The following is a 19,456-nucleotide window of genomic DNA, read 5'->3' as shown; positions in this document are numbered from 1 at the left end:
ACGCTGCAACACCCCGCGCCGCGACCGGCATCAGCCGTCGCGGCGTTTTGCCATTAATTCCCACCGTCGATAGCGACGGCACAGACATCACCTATTTTTAAGGAGCGCATTCATGGCTGTTGGTCTTGGTCCTTTGCCCACATTGCACCCGGTTGCCGGTTTTGAACTCGGTATCGCTTCGGCCGGCATCAAGCGCCCCGGGCGCAAGGATGTGGTGGTGATGCGCTGTGCCGAAGGTTCGACTGTCGCCGGTGTATTCACCCTCAATGCGTTCTGCGCCGCGCCGGTAATCCTGGCCAAACAACGCGTGGCCGGTTCGATTCGCTACCTGCTGACCAACACCGGTAACGCCAACGCCGGCACCGGCGAGCCTGGCCTGGTGGCCGCTGCCCGCACCTGCGCCAAGCTGGCCCAATTGACTGGCGTGGACGCCAGCCAAGTGCTGCCTTACTCCACCGGCGTAATCGGTGAGCCATTGCCGGTAGAAAAAATCGAAGGTGCCCTGCAAGCCGCGCTGGATGACTTGTCTGTGGATAACTGGGCTGCCGCTGCCACGGGCATCATGACCACCGATACATTGCCAAAAGGCGCGAGCCGTCAGTTCGTACACGACGGCGTGACCATCACCGTGACCGGCATCAGCAAAGGCGCGGGCATGATCCGCCCGAACATGGCCACCATGCTCGGCTACATCGCCACCGACGCCAAAGTCTCCCGCGACGTGCTGCAACGCTTGATGCTGGACGGCGCCAACAAATCGTTCAACCGCATCACCATCGATGGCGATACCTCGACCAACGACTGCTGCATGTTGATTGCGACCGGCCAGGCCAACCTGCCGGAAATCACCTCTACCGAAGGCCCGCTGTTCGCCGCGTTGAAGCAGGCGGTGTTCGAGGTGTGCATGGACGTGGCCCAGGCCATCGTGCGTGACGGCGAAGGCGCGACCAAGTTCGTAACCGTTGAAGTCAACGGCGGCGCCAACCACCAGGAATGCCTGGACGTTGGCTACACCGTGGCCCACTCGCCGCTGATCAAGACTGCCTTGTTTGCCTCTGACCCGAACTGGGGCCGCATCCTCGCCGCCGTTGGCCGTGCCGGCGTGCCTGACCTGGACGTGAGCAAGATCGACGTGTTCCTTGGCGAGGTGTGCATTGCCAGCCGTGGCGCCCGCGCCGAAACCTACACCGAAGCCCAGGGCTCGGCAGTGATGCAGCAGGAAGAAATCACCATCCGCATCGAACTGGGTCGCGGTGAGTGCAGCGAAACGATCTGGACCACTGACCTGTCCCACGAGTACGTGAAGATCAATGCGGAATACCGCACCTGACAGCCAAGAGGATAAGCGCGGTGAAACGAGTGCATGTAGCAGCAGCGGTGATCCGCGGTGTCGATGGCAGGATCCTGCTGGCGCGCCGCGCCGATACCCAGCATCAGGGCGGCCTCTGGGAATTTCCCGGTGGCAAGGTGGAGGCCGATGAATCGGTTGCTGCCGCCTTGTCCCGCGAATTGCAGGAAGAACTGGGCATCCAGGTCACCACGGCACGCCCGCTGATCAAGGTGCAGCATGACTACCCGGACAAGCAGGTGTTGCTGGATGTCTGGGAAGTCTCGGCCTTTACCGGCGAGCCCCACGGTGCCGAAGGGCAGCCGTTGGAATGGGTGGCTCCGCGAGACTTGATCAACTATGCGTTCCCGGCGGCGAATGCGCCGATCGTGGCGGCGGCGCGGCTGCCAGCTGAGTACCTGATTACCCCAGGCGAGCTGGAAACCCCGACCTTGCTGCGTGGTATTCAGAAGGCGATTGCCGGGGGCATCAAGCTGGTTCAGCTGCGTGCGCCCAATGGTTACGACCCTAAATACCGTGACCTGGCAGTGGACGCCGTTGGCCTGTGTGCCGGCAAGGCGCAATTGATGCTCAAGGGCCCGTTTGAGTGGCTGGGGGATTTTCCGGCGGCCGGCTGGCACATGACGTCGGCGCAGTTGCGTAAATACGCGAGCAAGGGACGCCCACTGCCGAAGGATCGCTGGTTGGCGGCTTCCTGCCACAACGCTGAAGAACTGGCGCTGGCGGAAATGATGGACGTGGATTTTGTCACGCTGTCACCGGTGCAGCCGACCCAAACGCACCCGGATGCTCAGCCATTGGGTTGGGAGCAGGCGGCCGAGTTGATCAGTGGGTTCAGCAAGCCGGTGTTTTTGCTCGGCGGCGTAGGGCCGGCAGAGCGGGAGCAGGCGTGGGCCGCTGGGGCTCAGGGTGTGGCAGGTATTCGGGCGTTTTGGCCGCAGGTTTAATGTTGTTCTGACGGGCCTCTTCGCGAGCAAGCCCGCTCCCACAGTCGACCGGGTTCCAATGTTGGAATGCAGTCAACTGTGGGAGCGGGCTTGCGCGCGAAGGGGCCAGATCAGTCACCCCAAAAACTCAGTGTGGCTTAGCCGCCGCCTGCCACAACACCTCAGCCACACCCTGGCGCTTGGCAATCACCCGTGCCGCCACAAACAACAAATCCGACAACCGATTGATGTACGCCAACCCCACGCCTTCCAACGGTTCAATCGCATTCAAATGCTGACACCGCCGCTCCGCACTGCGCGCCAGGCTGCGGCACACGTGGGCTTGGGCGATCAGCGCGGAACCACCGGGCAAGATGAAGTTTTCCAGCGGCCCGACTTCCTCATTCCAGCGGTCAATCGCCGCTTCCAGCCGATCAACTTCGGCCGCATTCAATGCCTTGTACACCGGCATCGCCAGCTCACCACCCAAGTCGAACAACCGATGCTGGCAAGGGGTAAGCACCTCAATCACGTCGTTCAGTTGCGGATGCTTGCCGCTCTGCTCTTCAAGGCTGGCCAGCAGTAAACCCAACTGGCTGTTGAGCGTGTCCACCTCGCCGATGGCTTCCACGCGCGGGTGGTCCTTGGGCACGCGACGGCCGTCGCCCAGGCCGGTCTCGCCTGTGTCGCCGGTTCGGGTGTAGATCTTCGACAGGCGAAAGCCCATGGTTATTGCTCCAGTTGAGTCAGGTCAAAGGGTGGCATTTGGCTGCCGGCCAGCGGCAGGCGCAGGGTGAAGCAGGTGCCTTGGCCGAGGGTGGAGTGCACTTCCATCTGGCCTTTGTGGTTATTGGTGACGATGAAATACGACACCGACAGCCCCAGCCCGGTGCCTTGGCCGATTTCCTTGGTGGTGAAGAACGGCTCGAACGTGCGTTTGCGCACGTTTTCGCTCATGCCGATGCCATTGTCTTCCACCTGGATCTCCGCCCAGGGCGGGTTGAGGCGGGTACGTAAAATAATGCGCCCGGGCTCGCGGTCGTCTTCACGCAGGTGAATGGCCTGGGCGGCGTTTTTCAACAGGTTGAGCAGTACCTGTTCCAGTTCGTTGGCGGTGCCGGGCACCGGGCCGAGCTGCGGGTCGAACTGGCGGATGATTGCCTGGCCCTTGAAGTCGAAGCCGATCGTCAGGTCGAAGTCATTGCCGGCAATTTCCACCGCCTGGTCGATCAGTGCTGGCAAATCGCAAGGCGCCATTTGCCGATTGCTGCGGCGGCTGAAACTGAGCATATGCGTGACGATCTTCGCCGCGCGTGCGCCGGCTTGCTGGATGCCATCGAGCAATTGCGGGACTTCGCGGCCCTGCAGGTAGCGGTTGACCACCTCCAGTTCGATGCCCGCCTGTTCCGCGTGTTCCAGGTTTTTCGGCAGGTCGGGGGACAGGCGGCGGCGGATGTTCTGCACGTTGTGCAGGATCGCCCCGAGCGGGTTGTTGATTTCGTGGGCCATGCCCGCGGCCAGGCCGCCGACGGAGAGCATTTTCTCCGACTGCACCATCATTTCTTCCAGGGACAAGCGCTGGGTGATGTCGTCGATACGGATCACCACGCCGCGCCCGGCGCCGCCCATCAAGGGGTAAAAGGTCAGGGCGTAATGCTTGGCCTCGTCATCCTTTATCCAGGTGACGCGCTCAATGCGTTCAACCGTGTGTTGCTCAACCGTGGCCTTGATTTGCGGCAGGTAGGGCTTGAGCGGCTGGAACGCGAGGAAGATCGGCTGGTTCAGCGCTTCGTCCAGGCGCGTGCCGGAAAGCGCAGTGGCTTCCTGGTTCCACTGGGTGACGTAGAGTTGTTCGTCCAGGGCGATCAGCGCAGAAGGCATCGAGTCGATAATGCTGTTCAGGTAATTCTGGAAACCCGTGAGTTTTTTCTCGATCTTGCTGCGAACCTGCACTTCGAGTTCCAGCTTGCGGTTGGTGTGGCGCGTCTCTTCGGCCAGGCCCTGGGCTTGGGCGTAGGCGGCCTGGGAGTCGTCCCGCGCTCGCTTGAGCTGATGCTCGCGGGCTTCAATGCGCGACAGCATGGTGTTGAACGCTTCGGCCAGGCTGCCGATTTCATCATGGTTGCCGCGCCCGGCACGCAGGGCGTAGTTTTCTTCGCGGGTCACCTGGCGCGAGAGTTCTTCGAGTTCGTGAATCGGGCGGGTGATCAAGCGTTTGATCTGCCGGGCGATGACCAGCCAGAGCAACACGCTGAAAATCAGGATGCCCAGGCTGGCTGTCAGCGTGCCGGTATAGAACGCCACGGGTAGCTCGCTGCTGGCCACCAACAGTAAATGCCCCGGAGGCTGGCCGGCGCGGGGCAGGGTGATGACCTGGTTGCTGCGAAATTCGGTGACGCGCCAGGCCTCGATATGCCGGTAGTTGTCCGGCAGGTGCAGGCGGTTGCCATGTTGCATTTGGGCCAGGCGGGTGCCTTCGCCGTCATATAACGCGGCGGCGCGTAATGGCGAGTAACTGGTCAACTCGCTGAGCAGGGCGTCGGCCTTGGCCGGGGATTCGAGGGCTTCGGCGGCGAGGGCGGGATTGGACACCAGGCGACCGATGGCCTGCAACGCCTGCGGGGCCATGCTTTCCTGGGAGATCCAGTAAGCGGCGCTGATAAACGTCAGATTGGCCACCAACAACACGGTGGTCAACAACACCAGCAGGGCGGCCAGCAGTTTCTGCCCTACCGGTAGATTTTCAAGACGCTGGCGCAGTGGCATCAGGGTTTTCCCAGGTGATAGACAGGTAGGCAGGGTAGCGCGTGCCTCAGTCGGTGGCCAATCCGCGTGCGCGTAAGTGGTCGATCAGCCGCGCTTGCAGCTGTTGCAGATGCGGCAGCACCAACTGATGGCGGGCCGCCGCCAGGCAAGCGTAGCCCAGCAGGTAGCTGATTTCGGTGCGCCGGGCGTTGGCCACGTCCTGATACATGGAGGAGTAGTTTGCCGCCGTCGCGTGGATGACGCGTTCTACTTCGCTGTGCAGCGCCTCGGCGGCGGCCGGTTGACCGCAGCACTCGAGCAACTCGGTCAATTCGGCGCACAAGGTCGCGACTTCACATTGATGCGCTTGCAGGTCGCCGTTGCGGCATTGGTACAGCACGGTCAGTGGGTTGATGGCGCAATTGAGGGCCAGCTTGCGCCACAGGCGGGTGAGAATATCGGTGCTCCATTCGTGGGGAATGCCGGCGGCGTGCAGGTCGTCCAGCCACAGCGGTGGCGTCGGGTGGCCCGCGTCCCCCAGCCAGGTGTAGCCATGACCGGCGAAGACCACGCGCCAATCGCCGTCGCGGAACGCGCCTTCGGTGCTGGAGGCAAAGATGCAACGGGCTTGCGGCAGCTGCGCGGCCACGGCGTCCTGGCTGCCCAGGCCGTTTTGCAACAGGATCAGTTCGGCGTCCGGTACCAGCCGGTGTTGCAGCTGTGCGATGGCGGTTTCGGCGTCGTAGGCTTTGCACGCCACCAGTAGACGATGAATGGGTTCTTGGCTGTGGGGCGTTTCGCCGATCACTGGGTAGGTGTGTGCTACGCCATGCTCTACCAGCGTCAGGCCTTTTGCCTGCCGGTAGCTGGAAAGGCGCGCCTCATCCCGCAGGATCAGCCGCACGGGCACGCCCGCGCGCGACAGGCGTGTGGCCCACAGTGTGCCCAGGCTGCCGGCGCCGAGAATGTGCCAGGTAGTCGACATGAGTTTGTGCTCCGTAGGGTCGCTCACAGTGAACAGGGCGAAAGAACCGCTATAATGCCTCGGCATTTTAGCTTGGGCGCGCTCCATCTCTACTGAGCCCGCCCCTTATATTGGAGAAATGACATGCCTTCGTTCGACGTGGTATCCGAACTGGACAAACACGAAGTCACCAACGCCGTCGAGAACGCCGTCAAGGAACTGGACCGTCGCTATGACTTGAAAGGCAAGGGCAGCTTCGAGTTCAAGGAAAAGGAACTGACCGTCAACCTGACCGCTGAAGCCGATTTCCAGCTGGAAGCGATGATCGAGATTCTCAAGCTGGCCCTGGTCAAGCGCAAGATCGACGTGCAGTGCCTTGAAGTCAAGGACGCCTACGCCTCCGGCAAGCTGATGAAGCAGGAAGCCGTGCTCAAGGAAGGCATCGACAAAGAGCTGGCAAAGAAGATCGTCGCCCACATCAAGGATGCCAAGCTGAAAGTCCAGGCCGCCATCCAGGGTGAACAGGTTCGCGTGACCGGCAAGAAGCGTGACGATCTGCAAGAGGCAATCGCTGCCCTGCGCGCCAAGACCTTCGACATGCCACTGCAGTTCAATAACTTCCGCGACTGATGGCACTTCGCGGAACCTGTGGGTGTTTTTGACGTCCCACGCCCCAGACTCTGTGCCTACACTTGAGCCCCACGGGGCTCATTTGCGTTTTATGGCAGTCAATCAAGCCGCACATCCGCGCAACAGGAGAAGATAGATGGATTTGAACGCTGAAATGGATCACCTGATCAAGACCTCGCAGTCCTGGATCCCGATGATTATGGAATACGGCAGCCGGGTGTTGCTGGCAGTGATAACCCTGGCCATTGGCTGGTGGCTGATTAACGTATTTACCCACCGCGTGGGGCGCTTGCTGGCCATCCGCAATGCGGACCTGGCGCTGCAGCACTTCATCACCAGCCTTGCCAACATCGCATTGAAAGTCATGCTGATTGTCAGCGTGGCCTCGATGATCGGCGTGGCAACCACCTCGTTCGTCGCCGCCATCGGTGCGGCTACCCTGGCCATCGGCCTGGCGTTGCAAGGCAGCCTGGCCAACTTCGCCGGCGGCGTGCTGATTCTGCTGTTCCGCCCATTCCGCATCGGTGACTGGATCGAGGCCCAGGGCACATCCGGGACCGTCGACAGTATTCAGATCTTCCACACCGTGCTGCGTACCGGCGACAACAAAACCGTGATTGTGCCTAACGGCATCCTGTCCAACGGCATCATCACCAACACCAACCGTCAGCCGACCCGCAAGGTGGTGTTTGACGTGGGTGTCGACTATGAAGCCGACCTGCAGAAGGCTCGCGAAGTGCTGTTGGAGCTGGCAAAAGACCCGCGTGTATTGGCAGATCCTGCGGCAGTTGCTGTGGTGTCGACCTTGGGTGACAGTTCGATCACCGTGTCTTTGCGCTGCTGGACCAAGACGTCAGATTACTGGGACGTGGTGTTCATGCTTAATGAACTGGCGCGTGATCGTTTGAAAGGCGCGGGCATTGATATTCCGTTTCCACAGCGCGTTATTCGAGTAATGCAGGAACCGGCTGCGAAATAACTAAGCGCAACGTATCGAACTTGGCCGAATGGTCAGGTTCGATGCGCGCAGTTAATCTCGTTAGTTAGCTTGCTAGTTATTTTTCAGAGAAATAAAACTGCAATAAAAAAGCCGCTCCCTTGCAAACAGGGGAGCGGCTTTTTATTTAAGGCCGAGGCCTTAAGCCATCGTTGTAATCAAACTGGCAATTACAAGATGTTCAACGGGTATTGCGCGATCAGACGCAGTTCGTCGATAGACGCCGAACCGTAGTACACGCCATCAGACGAACGATAGGTCGCTTGACGCACGCGCAGGCTCAGGTCTTTTGCTGGACCGCTCTGAATCACGTACTTGGCTTCGATGTCACGTTCCCACTCTTTGCCGTTGGAGGTCTCTGCGGTGTTAGCGCCGGTACCTTTAACGTAGCGAGTCATGAAGCTCAGGCCTGGCACGCCGAAGGTGGCCATGTTCAGGTCATAACGAGCCTGGAACGATTTCTCGTCTTCTGCGTTGAAGTCGGAACGGGCGATGGAGTTGGCCAGGAAAATCGTGCCGCCGCCGTCTACGCCGTAGCCGTAGTCACCGTCACCGCTGACTTTTTGGTAGGCCAGGGTGAACGTGTGAGCCTGGATGGTGTACGCGCCTTGCAAGCTGTAGGCACGGTTGTCCAGTTTGGTGGTGCCGTCTTTTTCTGCGCGTTGCAGGCCGGCGCCGTCGCTCTTGGTGCTGTAGATGTTGAAGTCAACGGCTAGGGACTGTTCGTTGCTCAGCGCGTGAGTCCAGTTCAGGTTGGCGTAGGTTTTCTTCCAGTAGTCTTCAGTCTTCGCGTAGTAAAGGCTGGCGCTGACTTCTGGAGTCAGGGCGTACACACCACCGATGAAGTCGGTTTTGGTCAGGCCCAGGCTGTCACGGTAAGTCTGTGCTTGTGCCACGCTGGAGGTGAAGTGACCACCTTCGAGTTTCAGGCCCTTGATCTCGTTGCTGGTGATCGAGATACCTTGCGGCAGCTCTGGCAGCAAGCGGCTGTCATCGGAGGCGAAGACCGGCGCGGTGGTGTACTGGTCGCCGACTTTGAGCACGGTGTCGGAGATGCGGAACTTAACAGCGCCGCCGCCTTTGGAGTAGTCGTCTTGCGAACGACCGTCTGCACCGGTAGGGAACAGGCCAGTGCCCGAACGACCCTTGCCGCTGTCGAGTTTCACGCCCAGCAGGCCGATCACATCAACACCGACGCCGATGGTGCCTTGGGTGTAGCCCGACTGGAACAGGCCGTTGAAGCCCAGGCCGGTTTCGTCTACACGGCTTTTGCCGGTGTCGTTGTTACGGAAGTCGCGGCTGAAGTTCAGCAAACGAGTGTTGATGCTGAAAGTACTGTCTTCAACAAAGCCCTTGGAATCGTCCTGGGCGGACGCCATTGCGAACTGCGAGGTGCCTGCTGAAACAGCCAGGGCGATCATGCTCCACTTCATCACGCGCATCGTGATTTGCTCCTTTGGTTTTAGGAAGAGTACTGCCGTCCCACCTGTATTTTTATCTGGGCGGCTCTTTCTTTTTTGTGTCGGCGCAAAGTTATATCACGCGGACCCTATTGACGATACTTACCCATCTATCCTTTCAGCTTCTTTACGAGGCTGTCGTAAATTGCTATTTCCATGTCGCAAATTCACAGCCCGACTGTAACCAGGCTGACAACTTAAGTGCTGTTTTCAGACCGCTTTCGAAGTTTGAAATCTTCCGTGATACGCACTCAATCGCTTGTGTTTTTATCGCGAAACACCTGCTTCCAAACGGGTGCCGTTGCCGACGATAGTGGGGTGAATGCAACAAGCGTGCACAAAGCGGTAACCAAATGTCATTTTTTCGTGAAAAACGTTACGGGAGTGTAAAAACCGCATAAGCACGGGCTTTTTACGCCGTTTGGTTTGGGCTTGACGCCCAGGCGTTACACCTCTGAAGGGCTGCATAAATCCTGTACCAGGTAAAAACGTTACCGGTTGACCCTCATGAGTGGGTAATCGGCGGATCCCTTTGAGGCACGGGTGGGTCATTTTGGTGCATTCCGTCGAGGCCCGATTCAGCGTAGCTCAAATATTCGCTTGCCTCTAAAGGGGGCACGTTTTTTATCCGCATGCATCGAGGCTTTGCGCATTCGCCGTGAAGCGTTGCGCATTCAAAGGTATGCTGGGCACCTGAAATTGACCTGCCAAACGGAGTGCCCGCGTGTTCGCCTTAGACCAACGCCTGCAACAAGACACACTGGCTATTGGGGACTTCCCGCTCTGCCGCCTGCTGCTGTCCAATGACTCGAATTACCCGTGGTTCATCCTGGTGCCGCGCATTGACGGTATCAGTGAAGTGTTTCAGCTGGATGTCGCCGATCAGCAAACCTTGTGGCAGGAAACAACCGCCCTGGCGGCGTTGTTGAACGAAGGGTGGGCAGCCGACAAGATGAACATTGGTGCGCTGGGTAATGTGGTCAGCCAGTTGCACGTGCACGTGATCGTGCGCAAGCGTGATGATGCCGCCTGGCCTGCACCGGTCTGGGGCAAGCATCCGGCCCGGCCGTACACCGAAGAGCAAGTAACGGCGATACGCGCCCGCCTGCGCGCTTTATTGCCTGCCGGCTTCATCTTTAGCCAGGACTGAATTATGGATCTGCAAGAACGCGTCACCGACCTGGAAAGCCGCCTGGCCTTTCAGGACGACACCATCGAGACCCTCAATGACATTCTGGTCACCCAGCAGCGGGCGGTAGAGCGCCTGCAGTTGCAGATGACGGCGCTGCTCAAGCGTCAGGAAGAAATGGGTGGCCAGTTCGAGTCATCCGAAGAAGAAGCGCCGCCGCCACATTATTAAGGCGCGCATAAAAAAACCGCGACCCAGCAGGGCTGGATCGCGGTTTTTTTACGCCGAGAAAAGTATCAGCGACGCGGCAATGCCGCGATCACGTCTTCGGCTTGCAGGCCTTTGTCACGGTTCATGACGGAGAACTCCACGCGCTGGCCTTCGACCAGAACGCGGTGGCCTTCGCCACGGATGGCCCGGAAGTGGACGAAGATATCGTCGCCCGAATCGCGGGAAATAAAGCCGAAGCCTTTGGAGGTGTTGAACCACTTCACGGTACCGGTATCCCGGTTGGTCATGTCGTAGTTTTGCGTCGCGGCCGCTGGGGACGAACGGTAGAAGCTGATGGCCAGGTGAAGAACGATAGCGACCACAGCAATCACCAGGCTGAGCAGGATAGCCGGGTGGCCGCCGACTTCAGGCATAGGTGCCAGGAGGGTGAGGGTTTGAACGACAACGGTCAGTACCAGCAGCGCGCTGACCAGGTTTTGCAGTTGATGACGTGTGCCTTTGTTCCAGTACGGGATCACCGGTGCCAGCGTCAGGTTAAGAAGGCCGAACAAGGCCAGGTACAGAGCGTCGTGTTGTTCCAGGTAGGGAGGGCTTCCCTGTTGCAAGCTCGGTATAAAGGACAGCAGCAACGCTGCAACGCCCGTTAGCAGGTGGACGATTTTCAACATTTTGATTAACTCACGTTAAGAAGGATCACAAGGAAGAGCTGACGGGCACGGTTCGCTTCTGAACAATGGGAGGCGTTGGGCACGTGCACGGGTATCAGCCTATGTGGTGTGCCGCGCAAATTAACGGCAACCACACGCCGTCTATTTAACAGCAAAGGCTGTGCCTACTCAAATCAAGCATTTCGGGGTGTTGCAGGCGCGATGGCATTTCTGCTTCAAACACTTGTCCTAGACAGGTGCGGACTTTTTCGGCGGCATTTTGGGCGTTTTCCTACTTGAGGCTGAGGCCTGCGCGCCGCCGATTGAACTGGGGCTGCTGGGTGAGCAAGCCTGTCATGCAGAGGGGCGATTTGCCGCACGCCAGTTGCGTGTGTCGGGCTGCACACGGCCTGCACTCTTGCTAGAGTGGTCCTGCACCTGATCAATGAATGCTCGTCAATTGAAGGGGAAAAACATGGCAATCGATATTGGTATCAGTGAAGAAGATCGTAAATCCATCGTCGATGGGCTTTCACGGCTGCTGTCCGATACCTATGTACTGTATTTGAAGACCCACAACTTCCATTGGAACGTCACCGGCCCCATGTTTCGTACGCTGCACTTGATGTTTGAAGAGCAGTACAACGAACTCGCGCTGGCGGTGGACTCCATTGCCGAGCGTATCCGTGCCCTGGGCTTTCCGGCGCCGGGTGCCTATTCGATCTACGCCCGTCTGTCTTCGATCAAGGAAGAAGAGGGTGTGCCCAGCGCAGAAGAGATGATCAAGCAATTGGTGGCGGGCCAGGAAGCTGTGACCCGCACCGCGCGCGGTATCTTCCCGTTGCTCGATAAGGTCAGCGATGAGCCGACCGCCGATCTGCTGACCCAGCGTATGCAAGTCCACGAAAAAACGGCGTGGATGCTGCGATCCCTGCTCGAAAACCAGTAACGCTCCAGCCCCAAAAGCAAACCGAGTGGTGCCGTCCTGGCGCCGCTCGCTTGTTTCTCTGCGCTTCCTGGCGTTGTCCTACGACTATCGACTCCGCGTCTTCTGGCTGCCTCGCACGTCCTGCTGTTTTATAGGGCCACTGTCCGATGGGAGAAACCCATGGGCTGCTGTTTGGCAATGGAGTGTCAGGTGTATGTCACGCGGAGTGGGTAGTGGAGTGATGGAAACCTGTGGTTTTCATAAGATAAAAGTCGATCCTTTTGCTAAAGGGTTCGATATGGGACTGGCCAAGCCATTGTCCCGGTCGGTCAGACTCAACGGGTTTTCCACGTGCCTGCGGCTCGAGCAGATCTATTGGAATATCCTCACGGAGATAGCCAGGCTCAATGCCTGCTCAGTCAGCGCATTGCTGTCTTATGTCGATCGGGAAGTGCATTTGCGTTACGGAGGAGTGAAGAACTTCAGTGGCTTGGTCAGGGTGGTGTGCGTGGTTCACGTATTAAAAGGCAGTACGGCGTCGCACCACCCTGACTAGCCAGGCGGCACCGGGCCGGCCCGCTGCCCGGGCGGGCAAGGCCTGGGGCAGAAAGCCGGCTGCGCTGCTTCGATTTACCAGATATAATCCCGCGCTTTGCTGCGCGTGCCGGGTCTTTACCCACAGGGCGGGTGCAGCGCAGTAATGATCTGATCGCCGAGACATCTCCATGCCCATGTACGATTATCAATGTGCTTCCTGTGGTCATCAGTTGGAAGCCATTCAGAAAATCAGCGCAGCGCCGCTGGTCGATTGCCCTGCCTGCCAGGCACCTGAGCTGAAGAAGATGTTGTCCATGCCGGGCTTTCGCCTGAGCGGCGGTGGCTGGTACGAGACCGACTTCAAGACCGGCGCCAAGAAGAATCTGGCGGGCGGCGACAAAGCAGACTGAGTTGAACTCTACGCGCAGGCTCCTGCATTATCCGTCCCCTGCTTAACTGTACGGTGACGAGGCGAGCCTCCACCGAAATTCGAATTACGAGAAGTGAAACCACTATCATGATGCGCAGCCACTATTGCGGCCAACTGAACGAGACCCTGGATGGTCAGGAAATCACCCTGTGCGGATGGGTTCACCGTCGCCGTGACCACGGCGGGGTGATCTTCCTCGATATCCGTGATCGTGATGGTCTGGCCCAGGTGGTGTTCGATCCGGACCGCGCTGAAAGCTTCGCCGCCGCCGACCGTGTGCGCAGCGAATACGTTGTGAAAATCACCGGCAAGGTTCGCCTGCGTCCGGCCGGTGCCGTGAACGCGAACATGGCGTCCGGCGCGATTGAAGTGCTGGGTTACGAGCTGGAAGTGCTGAACGAGTCGGAAACCCCGCCGTTCCCGCTCAACGAATACTCCGACGTCGGCGAAGAAACTCGCCTGCGCTACCGCTTCCTGGACCTGCGTCGTCCGGAAATGGCCGAGAAGCTGCGCCTGCGTTCGCGCATGACCACCAGCATCCGCCGCTTCCTCGACGAAAACGGCTTCCTCGACGTCGAAACGCCGATCCTCACCCGGGCCACCCCGGAAGGCGCGCGTGACTACCTGGTGCCGAGCCGTACCCACGCCGGTTCCTTCTTCGCCTTGCCGCAATCGCCGCAACTGTTCAAGCAACTGCTGATGGTGGCCGGGTTCGACCGTTACTACCAGATCGCCAAGTGCTTCCGCGACGAAGACCTGCGCGCCGACCGCCAGCCGGAATTCACCCAGATCGACATCGAGACCAGCTTCCTCGATGAAAAAGAGATCATGGGCCTGACCGAACAAATGATCCGCAACCTGTTCAAGGAAGTGCTGGACCTGGAATTCGGCGAGTTCCCGCACATGACCTTCGAAGAAGCCATGCGCCGCTACGGTTCCGACAAGCCAGACCTGCGTATCCCGCTGGAACTGGTGGACGTGGCCGACCAGCTCAAGGAAGTCGACTTCAAGGTGTTCAGCGGCCCGGCCAACGACCCTAAATGCCGCATCGCCGCCCTGCGCGTGCCTGGCGGCGCGAGCATGCCGCGCAAGCAGATCGACGACTACACCAAGTTCGTCGGCATCTACGGTGCCAAGGGCCTGGCGTACATCAAGGTCAACGAGCGCGCCAATGGCGTTGACGGCCTGCAATCGCCGATCGTGAAGAACATTCCGCTGGACAACCTGAACGCGATCCTCGATCGCGTCGGTGCGGTTGACGGCGACATCGTGTTCTTCGGCGCCGACAAAGCCAAGATCGTCAGCGAAGCCCTGGGCGCGCTGCGGATCAAGCTGGGCCACGACCTGGACCTGCTGACCTGCAAGTGGGCACCGATGTGGGTCGTCGACTTCCCGATGTTCGAAGAGAACGACGACGGCAGTTTCAGCGCCTTGCACCACCCGTTCACTGCACCGAAGTGCTCGCCTGAAGAGTTGGAAGCCAACCCGGCAGGCGCGTTGTCGCGTGCCTACGACATGGTTTTGAACGGCACCGAACTGGGTGGCGGTTCGATCCGTATCCACCGCAAAGAGATGCAGCAAGCGGTGTTCCGCCTGTTGGGCATCAACGAAGCGGAACAGGAAGAGAAATTCGGCTTCCTGCTCGATGCCCTGAAGTACGGCGCTCCGCCGCACGGCGGCCTGGCATTCGGTCTGGACCGTCTGGTAATGCTGATGACCGGCGCCCAGTCGATCCGTGAAGTGATCGCCTTCCCGAAAACCCAGAGTGCTGCGGACGTAATGACCCAGGCTCCGGGCGTGGTGGATGCCAAGGCGCTGCGCGAGTTGCACATCCGTCTGCGCGAGACGCCAAAGGCTGAGTAAGGCTGCTGCGTGAAAGCGCACTGAGGTTTACGCAGTCTAAAAAGGCGCATCTTCGGATGCGCCTTTGCGTTACAAGGGTTGTGCTTTCAAGAGGAAAATCCTGCCTGGGGCGGGATTGATAAGGTTTCTAGAGAATTTCGGAGTTGTGTTATGGCTGGCCATTCCAAGTGGGCGAACATCAAGCACCGCAAAGAGCGTCAGGATGCCAAGAAAGGCAAGATTTTCACCAAGTGGATTCGCGAGCTGACCGTTGCTGCCCGCCAAGGCGGTGGTGACCCGGGCTCCAACCCGCGTCTGCGCCTGGCGCTGGACAAGGCTTTGGGCGCGAACATGAGCCGCGACATCATCGACCGCGCCGTGGCCCGTGGTGCCGGCGCCGCCGACACCGACGACATGGTCGAGCTGAGCTACGAAGGCTACGGCCCGGGCGGCGTGGCGGTGATGGTCGAGTGCATGACCGACAACCGCAACCGTACTGCGGCAGCCGTGCGCCATGCGTTCAGCAAATGCGGCGGCAACCTGGGCACCGACGGTTCGGTGGCCTACCTGTTCGAGCGCAAAGGGCAGATCACCTTTGCGCCGGGTACGGATGAAGACGCGCTGATGGAAGCTGCGATGGAGGCTGACGCCGACGACGTGGTGACCAACGAAGACGGCTCCATCGACGTGTTCACTTCCTTCGCCGGCTTCTATGCGGTGCGCAACGCCCTGGAAGCGGCAGGTTTCAAAGGCACCGACGCGGAAATCGTGATGCTGCCGACCACCAGCGCCGAACTGGACCTGGACGGCGCGCAGAAGGTGCTGAAGATGCTGGATATGCTGGAAGACCTGGATGACGTGCAGAACGTGTACTCGAACGCCGACATCCCGGAAGACGTGGCTGCACAGCTGGTCTGAAGGATGATGTAGATCAAACTGTGGGAGCTGGCTTGCCTGCGACAGCGTCACCTCGGTTTAGCAGAAGCACCGAGGTGTTTGCATCGCAGGCAAGCCAGCTCCCACAGTTGATCGATGTTGGCCGCAAATATTGTGTTTTACCCAACCCGCAGGCGTTATGACTTTAATCCTAGGTATCGACCCCGGTTCGCGCATCACCGGTTTTGGCGTGGTGCAACAGACCCCGCGCGGCTGCGTCTACGTCGCCTCGGGCTGCATTCGCACCGGTGCGGGCGAGTTGGCCGAGCGCCTGCAGATTGTCTATCGCGGCGTGCGTGAAGTGATCCAGACCTACGGGCCGGTGACCATGGGCATCGAAAAAGTCTTCATGGCCAAAAATGCCGACTCCGCGCTCAAGCTTGGCCAGGCCCGTGGCGCGGCGATTGTCGCCGGTGCGGAGGAGGGCATGGAAATCGCCGAGTACACCGCCACCCAGGTCAAACAGGCCGTGGTCGGCACTGGTGCGGCGAATAAGGAACAGGTGCAGATGATGGTCATGCACATGCTCAAGCTCACCTCAAAGCCACAAATCGACGCCTCCGACGCCCTGGCCATTGCCATTTGCCATGCGCACACGCGCTCAAGCTTGCTGCCGCACGGCCTGGGCACGGCACGCAGTCGTGGCGGCCGGCTGCGTCTCTGATAGCATCAGCGCAATCGTTATTTCCGGTCAGGCCTCAATCTGACCCCAAGCTTTAAGGATCTGAACCGTGATTGGACGCTTGCGCGGCACCCTGGCTGAGAAACAGCCGCCGCACCTGATTCTGGATGTCAATGGGTTGGGGTATGAGCTGGAAGTGCCCATGACTACCCTGTATCGCCTACCGTCGGTCGGCGAGCCGCTGACCCTGCACACCCATTTGGTGGTACGGGAAGACGCGCAATTGCTCTACGGTTTCATTGGCAAGCGCGACCGCGACTTTTTCCGCGAGCTGATCCGCTTGAATGGCGTGGGGCCAAAGCTTGCGCTGGCGTTGATGTCGAGCTTGGAAGTTGATGAGCTGGTGCGCGCGGTGTCGGCCCAGGACACCTCGGCGTTGACCAAGGTGCCGGGTGTCGGCAAGAAAACCGCTGAGCGTCTGCTGGTGGAACTCAAGGACCGCTTCAAGGCCTGGGAAGTGGTACCGAGCATGTTTGCCCTGGTGCCGAACCAGCCGGACATGCCGGCAGGCCAGGTCGCCAGCGCCGAGAGCGACGCGGTCAGCGCGTTGATCTCCCTGGGCTACAAGCCGCAGGAAGCGAGCAAAGCCGTATCGGCCATCAAGGACAAGAACCTGAGCAGCGAAGACATGATCCGCCGAGCCCTGAAGGGAATGATTTAAGTGATTGAAGCTGATCGTCTGATCGCGGCCACTGGCCCGCGCGACCGTGAAGAAGTCCAGGACCGGGCCATCCGCCCGCTGAGCCTGGCTGAATACATCGGCCAACCCACCGTGCGCGAGCAAATGGAGTTGTTTATCCAGGCCGCGCGCGGGCGCAGCGAGTCCCTGGACCACACCTTGATCTTCGGCCCGCCGGGGCTGGGTAAAACCACGCTGGCGAACATCATCGCCCAGGAAATGGGCGTGTCGATCAAGTCCACCTCCGGCCCGGTGCTGGAGCGTCCGGGTGATCTGGCGGCCTTGCTGACCAACCTTGAACCGCACGATGTGCTGTTTATCGACGAGATTCACCGGTTGTCGCCCATCGTCGAAGAAGTGCTGTACCCGGCCATGGAAGATTTTCAGCTCGACATCATGATCGGCGAGGGCCCGGCGGCCCGCTCGATCAAACTCGACCTGCCGCCGTTCACCCTGGTGGGCGCGACCACCCGCGCGGGCATGCTGACCAACCCGCTGCGAGACCGTTTCGGGATTGTTCAACGTCTAGAGTTCTATAGCACCGCAGACCTGGCGACGATTGTCAGTCGTTCGGCGAGCATCCTGGGCTTGCCGCTCGACCCGGAAGGCGCGTTTGAAATCGCCCGTCGAGCGCGAGGCACGCCGCGGATCGCCAACCGTTTGCTGCGACGTGTGCGCGATTTTGCTGAAGTGCGCGCCAAGGGGCACATCACCAAGGCCGTGGCCGATTTAGCGTTGAACCTGCTGGATGTGGACGAACATGGCTTCGATCATCAGGATCGACGTCTACTCTTGACCATGATCGAGAAGTTCGACGGCGGCCCGGTGGGTGTGGACAGCCTGGCGGCGGCGATCAGCGAGGAGCGTCATACCATTGAGGATGTGCTGGAACCGTACCTGATCCAGCAGGGTTACATCATGCGCACGCCAAGGGGGCGGGTGGTGACGCGTCATGCTTATCTGCACTTCGGGTTAAACATTCCGTCACGATTGGGCGAGATGCCTGTAGTAGACGAATTCCTGGATGCAGTGGACGATTAAAAAGCTCACGTCAGTCGATTTATCTGAGGTTTGTGCTGTCCTAGTGGCTGGTAGCGTCATTCAGTTGCTGCAAATGTTTCAGAGAATGAAAAAACAGTTGCCCAGCCGGATTGGCAACCTGAGGAGTAAGCACTAGAGTATGCGCGCGCAAAACGGGGATCAGTCGTTCGCACATCGCTGTCGCGTTTATTACGAGGACACCGATGCCGGCGGCATCGTTTATTACGTCAACTACCTCAAGTTCATGGAGCGGGCTCGAACCGAGCGGCTACGGGAGCTGGGCTTTGCCCAATCCCAGCTGGCAGGGGAGGACCTGTTATTCGTCGTGCATTCCAGCGAGGCGCGTTACCACGCACCGGCGCGATTGGACGACGAGTTACTGGTCAGCGCTGAAGTAATCGAATTGAACCGTGTCAGCCTGCGCTTTAAACAGCAGGTCAGGCGGGCAACGGATGCAACGCTGCTCTGTGAGGGGCAGTTCCTGGTGGCCTGTGTGCGCACCAATAGTTTGAAACCCCGGGCCATTCCCGAAGCTCTACGTGCGGCCTTTGCCGGCGTAAGCGGCGCGGGTAAACAATCAAAGCAGGAGATTTAGCGTGGAACCTACCGTCGTCGACCATTCCTCCATGTGGAGCCTGGTCAGCAATGCCAGTGTCGTGGTTCAACTGGTGATGCTGGTCCTGGTAGCCGCATCGGTTACCTCTTGGGTCATGATTTTTCAGCGCAGCAATTTGCTGCGTGCCGGTCGACGTGCCCTGGAGAGCTTCGAAGAGCGCTTCTGGTCGGGTATCGACCTGTCCAAGCTGTACCGTCAGGCCGGCAGCAACCCGGACCCGGATTCGGGCGTCGAGCAGATCTTCCGCGCCGGCTTCAAGGAATTCTCCCGCCTGCGCCAGCAACCGGGCGTTGACCCGGAAGCGGTCATGGAAGGCGTGGCCCGTGCCATGCGCGTCGCGATTTCCCGCGAAGAAGAGAAGCTGGAGCAGAGCCTGCCGTTTCTCGCCACCGTCGGTTCCGTGAGCCCGTATATCGGCCTGTTCGGTACGGTGTGGGGCATCATGAACTCCTTCCGTGGCCTGGCTCAGGCCCAGCAAGCGACCCTGGCCACCGTGGCCCCGGGTATCGCCGAAGCCCTGGTCGCCACCGCGATTGGCCTGTTCGCTGCTATCCCCGCAGTAATTGCCTACAACCGTTTTGCCGCGCGCGGCGAGACCTTGATCAGCCGTTACTACACCTTCGCCGATGAATTCCAGGCGATCCTGCACCGTAAAGTGCACACCAGCGAAGAATAAGCAGGTAATTCC

Annotated in this window: 21 protein-coding genes; 16 read left to right on the top strand and 5 right to left on the bottom strand. The window is 59.6% G+C overall.

Annotated elements, in window-relative coordinates:
- Positions 1–112: 112 nt before the first annotated feature.
- A complete protein-coding gene (argJ, locus tag ABWL43_RS23335; RefSeq protein WP_262209779.1) occupies positions 113–1,330 on the top strand; it encodes a bifunctional glutamate N-acetyltransferase/amino-acid acetyltransferase ArgJ in 1,218 nt (405 codons plus the stop codon).
- Between the two features lie 20 nt (positions 1,331–1,350).
- Positions 1,351–2,295, top strand: coding sequence for a Nudix family hydrolase (locus tag ABWL43_RS23330; RefSeq protein ID WP_404484639.1), 945 nt, complete (start codon positions 1,351–1,353; stop codon positions 2,293–2,295).
- Positions 2,296–2,422: 127 nt separating this feature from the next.
- Here the strand turns inward: ABWL43_RS23330 and ABWL43_RS23325 are convergent, their stop codons facing one another.
- From ABWL43_RS23325 to ABWL43_RS23315, 3 genes are read right to left on the bottom strand one after another with little or no spacing between them, the layout of a single operon-like run.
- Positions 2,423–3,001 carry a cob(I)yrinic acid a,c-diamide adenosyltransferase gene (locus ABWL43_RS23325; RefSeq protein ID WP_404484636.1) on the bottom strand — a complete coding sequence of 193 codons (579 nt, stop codon included), beginning with the start codon at positions 2,999–3,001 and terminating at the stop codon, positions 2,423–2,425.
- A gap of 2 nt (positions 3,002–3,003) precedes the next feature.
- Positions 3,004–5,040 (bottom strand): PAS domain-containing sensor histidine kinase, encoded by a 2,037-nt coding sequence (locus ABWL43_RS23320; protein WP_145165365.1) that lies wholly within the window; start codon positions 5,038–5,040, stop codon positions 3,004–3,006.
- A gap of 46 nt (positions 5,041–5,086) precedes the next feature.
- The gene (locus tag ABWL43_RS23315; RefSeq protein ID WP_262209774.1) at positions 5,087–6,004 is read right to left on the bottom strand and encodes a putative 2-dehydropantoate 2-reductase; all 918 of its coding nucleotides are present in this window, start codon (positions 6,002–6,004) and stop codon (positions 5,087–5,089) included.
- A 123-nt stretch (positions 6,005–6,127) separates the two neighbouring features.
- Here ABWL43_RS23315 and ABWL43_RS23310 point away from each other — a divergent pair, with 123 nt between their 5' ends.
- Both ABWL43_RS23310 and ABWL43_RS23305 read left to right on the top strand, forming a co-directional pair.
- Positions 6,128–6,613 (top strand): YajQ family cyclic di-GMP-binding protein, encoded by a 486-nt coding sequence (locus ABWL43_RS23310; protein ID WP_003193880.1) that lies wholly within the window; start codon positions 6,128–6,130, stop codon positions 6,611–6,613.
- 136 nt (positions 6,614–6,749) lie between these two features.
- A complete protein-coding gene (locus ABWL43_RS23305) occupies positions 6,750–7,592 on the top strand; it encodes a mechanosensitive ion channel family protein (RefSeq protein ID WP_262209773.1) in 843 nt (280 codons plus the stop codon).
- Between the two features lie 188 nt (positions 7,593–7,780).
- Here ABWL43_RS23305 and ABWL43_RS23300 read toward each other — a convergent pair whose 3' ends face one another.
- On the bottom strand, positions 7,781–9,052 hold the full coding sequence (locus ABWL43_RS23300; RefSeq protein ID WP_145165359.1) for an OprD family porin: 1,272 nt from the start codon (positions 9,050–9,052) through the stop codon (positions 7,781–7,783).
- Positions 9,053–9,794: 742 nt separating this feature from the next.
- Between ABWL43_RS23300 and ABWL43_RS23295 the strand changes: the two genes are divergently transcribed.
- Together ABWL43_RS23295 and ABWL43_RS23290 are read left to right on the top strand one after the other, a co-directional pair.
- Positions 9,795–10,220 (top strand): HIT domain-containing protein, encoded by a 426-nt coding sequence (locus ABWL43_RS23295; RefSeq protein WP_145165357.1) that lies wholly within the window; start codon positions 9,795–9,797, stop codon positions 10,218–10,220.
- 3 nt (positions 10,221–10,223) lie between these two features.
- A complete protein-coding gene (locus tag ABWL43_RS23290; RefSeq protein ID WP_005790924.1) occupies positions 10,224–10,430 on the top strand; it encodes a SlyX family protein in 207 nt (68 codons plus the stop codon).
- A gap of 65 nt (positions 10,431–10,495) precedes the next feature.
- Here ABWL43_RS23290 and ABWL43_RS23285 read toward each other — a convergent pair whose 3' ends face one another.
- Positions 10,496–11,098, bottom strand: a complete 603-nt coding sequence (locus ABWL43_RS23285; RefSeq protein WP_106578384.1) for a cold-shock protein — start codon at positions 11,096–11,098, stop codon at positions 10,496–10,498.
- Positions 11,099–11,552: 454 nt separating this feature from the next.
- Between ABWL43_RS23285 and ABWL43_RS23280 the strand changes: the two genes are divergently transcribed.
- The 10 genes from ABWL43_RS23280 (at position 11,553) to tolQ (ending at position 19,444) form a co-directional block, all read left to right on the top strand.
- The gene (locus ABWL43_RS23280; RefSeq protein ID WP_003193874.1) at positions 11,553–12,026 is read left to right on the top strand and encodes a Dps family protein; all 474 of its coding nucleotides are present in this window, start codon (positions 11,553–11,555) and stop codon (positions 12,024–12,026) included.
- 193 nt (positions 12,027–12,219) lie between these two features.
- Positions 12,220–12,561: a ribbon-helix-helix domain-containing protein gene (locus ABWL43_RS23275; RefSeq protein WP_145165355.1), complete on the top strand. Its 342-nt coding sequence runs from the start codon at positions 12,220–12,222 to the stop codon at positions 12,559–12,561.
- Positions 12,562–12,730: 169 nt separating this feature from the next.
- Entirely contained in the window at positions 12,731–12,952 is a 222-nt protein-coding gene (locus ABWL43_RS23270) for an FmdB family zinc ribbon protein (RefSeq protein ID WP_017139808.1), read from the top strand.
- Between the two features lie 107 nt (positions 12,953–13,059).
- Positions 13,060–14,835 carry an aspartate--tRNA ligase gene (gene aspS, locus ABWL43_RS23265; RefSeq protein WP_056858570.1) on the top strand — a complete coding sequence of 592 codons (1,776 nt, stop codon included), beginning with the start codon at positions 13,060–13,062 and terminating at the stop codon, positions 14,833–14,835.
- 150 nt (positions 14,836–14,985) lie between these two features.
- Positions 14,986–15,732 carry a YebC/PmpR family DNA-binding transcriptional regulator gene (locus ABWL43_RS23260; protein WP_262209769.1) on the top strand — a complete coding sequence of 249 codons (747 nt, stop codon included), beginning with the start codon at positions 14,986–14,988 and terminating at the stop codon, positions 15,730–15,732.
- 157 nt (positions 15,733–15,889) lie between these two features.
- On the top strand, positions 15,890–16,414 hold the full coding sequence (gene ruvC / locus ABWL43_RS23255; protein ID WP_016975450.1) for a crossover junction endodeoxyribonuclease RuvC: 525 nt from the start codon (positions 15,890–15,892) through the stop codon (positions 16,412–16,414).
- A 67-nt stretch (positions 16,415–16,481) separates the two neighbouring features.
- On the top strand, positions 16,482–17,093 hold the full coding sequence (gene ruvA, locus ABWL43_RS23250; RefSeq protein WP_025854761.1) for a Holliday junction branch migration protein RuvA: 612 nt from the start codon (positions 16,482–16,484) through the stop codon (positions 17,091–17,093).
- Positions 17,094–18,152, top strand: coding sequence for a Holliday junction branch migration DNA helicase RuvB (gene ruvB, locus ABWL43_RS23245; RefSeq protein WP_003193867.1), 1,059 nt, complete (start codon positions 17,094–17,096; stop codon positions 18,150–18,152).
- A 139-nt stretch (positions 18,153–18,291) separates the two neighbouring features.
- Positions 18,292–18,747: a tol-pal system-associated acyl-CoA thioesterase gene (gene ybgC, locus ABWL43_RS23240; RefSeq protein ID WP_071484353.1), complete on the top strand. Its 456-nt coding sequence runs from the start codon at positions 18,292–18,294 to the stop codon at positions 18,745–18,747.
- Position 18,748: 1 nt separating this feature from the next.
- Positions 18,749–19,444 (top strand): protein TolQ, encoded by a 696-nt coding sequence (gene tolQ / locus ABWL43_RS23235; protein WP_404484624.1) that lies wholly within the window; start codon positions 18,749–18,751, stop codon positions 19,442–19,444.
- The last annotated feature ends 12 nt before the right edge of the window (positions 19,445–19,456 follow it).

This window comes from Pseudomonas sp. HT11 (assembly GCF_044875395.1).
GTDB lineage: Bacteria > Pseudomonadota > Gammaproteobacteria > Pseudomonadales > Pseudomonadaceae > Aquipseudomonas.
The sequence above is the reverse complement of the archived record's forward strand: the minus strand, read 5'-3'. Positions and strand labels throughout refer to the sequence as shown.

Coding starts and splice junctions, on each gene's coding strand:
- ybgC (WP_071484353.1), top strand. CDS start 18,292: ATGCGCGCGCAAAACGGGGATCAGTCGTTCGCACATCGCTGTCGCGTT.
- ABWL43_RS23315 (WP_262209774.1), bottom strand. CDS start 6,004: ATGTCGACTACCTGGCACATTCTCGGCGCCGGCAGCCTGGGCACACTG.
- ABWL43_RS23290 (WP_005790924.1), top strand. CDS start 10,224: ATGGATCTGCAAGAACGCGTCACCGACCTGGAAAGCCGCCTGGCCTTT.
- ABWL43_RS23270 (WP_017139808.1), top strand. CDS start 12,731: ATGCCCATGTACGATTATCAATGTGCTTCCTGTGGTCATCAGTTGGAA.
- ABWL43_RS23275 (WP_145165355.1), top strand. CDS start 12,220: ATGTCACGCGGAGTGGGTAGTGGAGTGATGGAAACCTGTGGTTTTCAT.
- ABWL43_RS23320 (WP_145165365.1), bottom strand. CDS start 5,040: ATGCCACTGCGCCAGCGTCTTGAAAATCTACCGGTAGGGCAGAAACTG.
- aspS (WP_056858570.1), top strand. CDS start 13,060: ATGATGCGCAGCCACTATTGCGGCCAACTGAACGAGACCCTGGATGGT.
- ABWL43_RS23280 (WP_003193874.1), top strand. CDS start 11,553: ATGGCAATCGATATTGGTATCAGTGAAGAAGATCGTAAATCCATCGTC.
- argJ (WP_262209779.1), top strand. CDS start 113: ATGGCTGTTGGTCTTGGTCCTTTGCCCACATTGCACCCGGTTGCCGGT.
- ABWL43_RS23305 (WP_262209773.1), top strand. CDS start 6,750: ATGGATTTGAACGCTGAAATGGATCACCTGATCAAGACCTCGCAGTCC.
- ABWL43_RS23310 (WP_003193880.1), top strand. CDS start 6,128: ATGCCTTCGTTCGACGTGGTATCCGAACTGGACAAACACGAAGTCACC.
- ABWL43_RS23325 (WP_404484636.1), bottom strand. CDS start 3,001: ATGGGCTTTCGCCTGTCGAAGATCTACACCCGAACCGGCGACACAGGC.
- ruvC (WP_016975450.1), top strand. CDS start 15,890: ATGACTTTAATCCTAGGTATCGACCCCGGTTCGCGCATCACCGGTTTT.
- ABWL43_RS23260 (WP_262209769.1), top strand. CDS start 14,986: ATGGCTGGCCATTCCAAGTGGGCGAACATCAAGCACCGCAAAGAGCGT.
- ABWL43_RS23300 (WP_145165359.1), bottom strand. CDS start 9,052: ATGCGCGTGATGAAGTGGAGCATGATCGCCCTGGCTGTTTCAGCAGGC.
- ABWL43_RS23285 (WP_106578384.1), bottom strand. CDS start 11,098: ATGTTGAAAATCGTCCACCTGCTAACGGGCGTTGCAGCGTTGCTGCTG.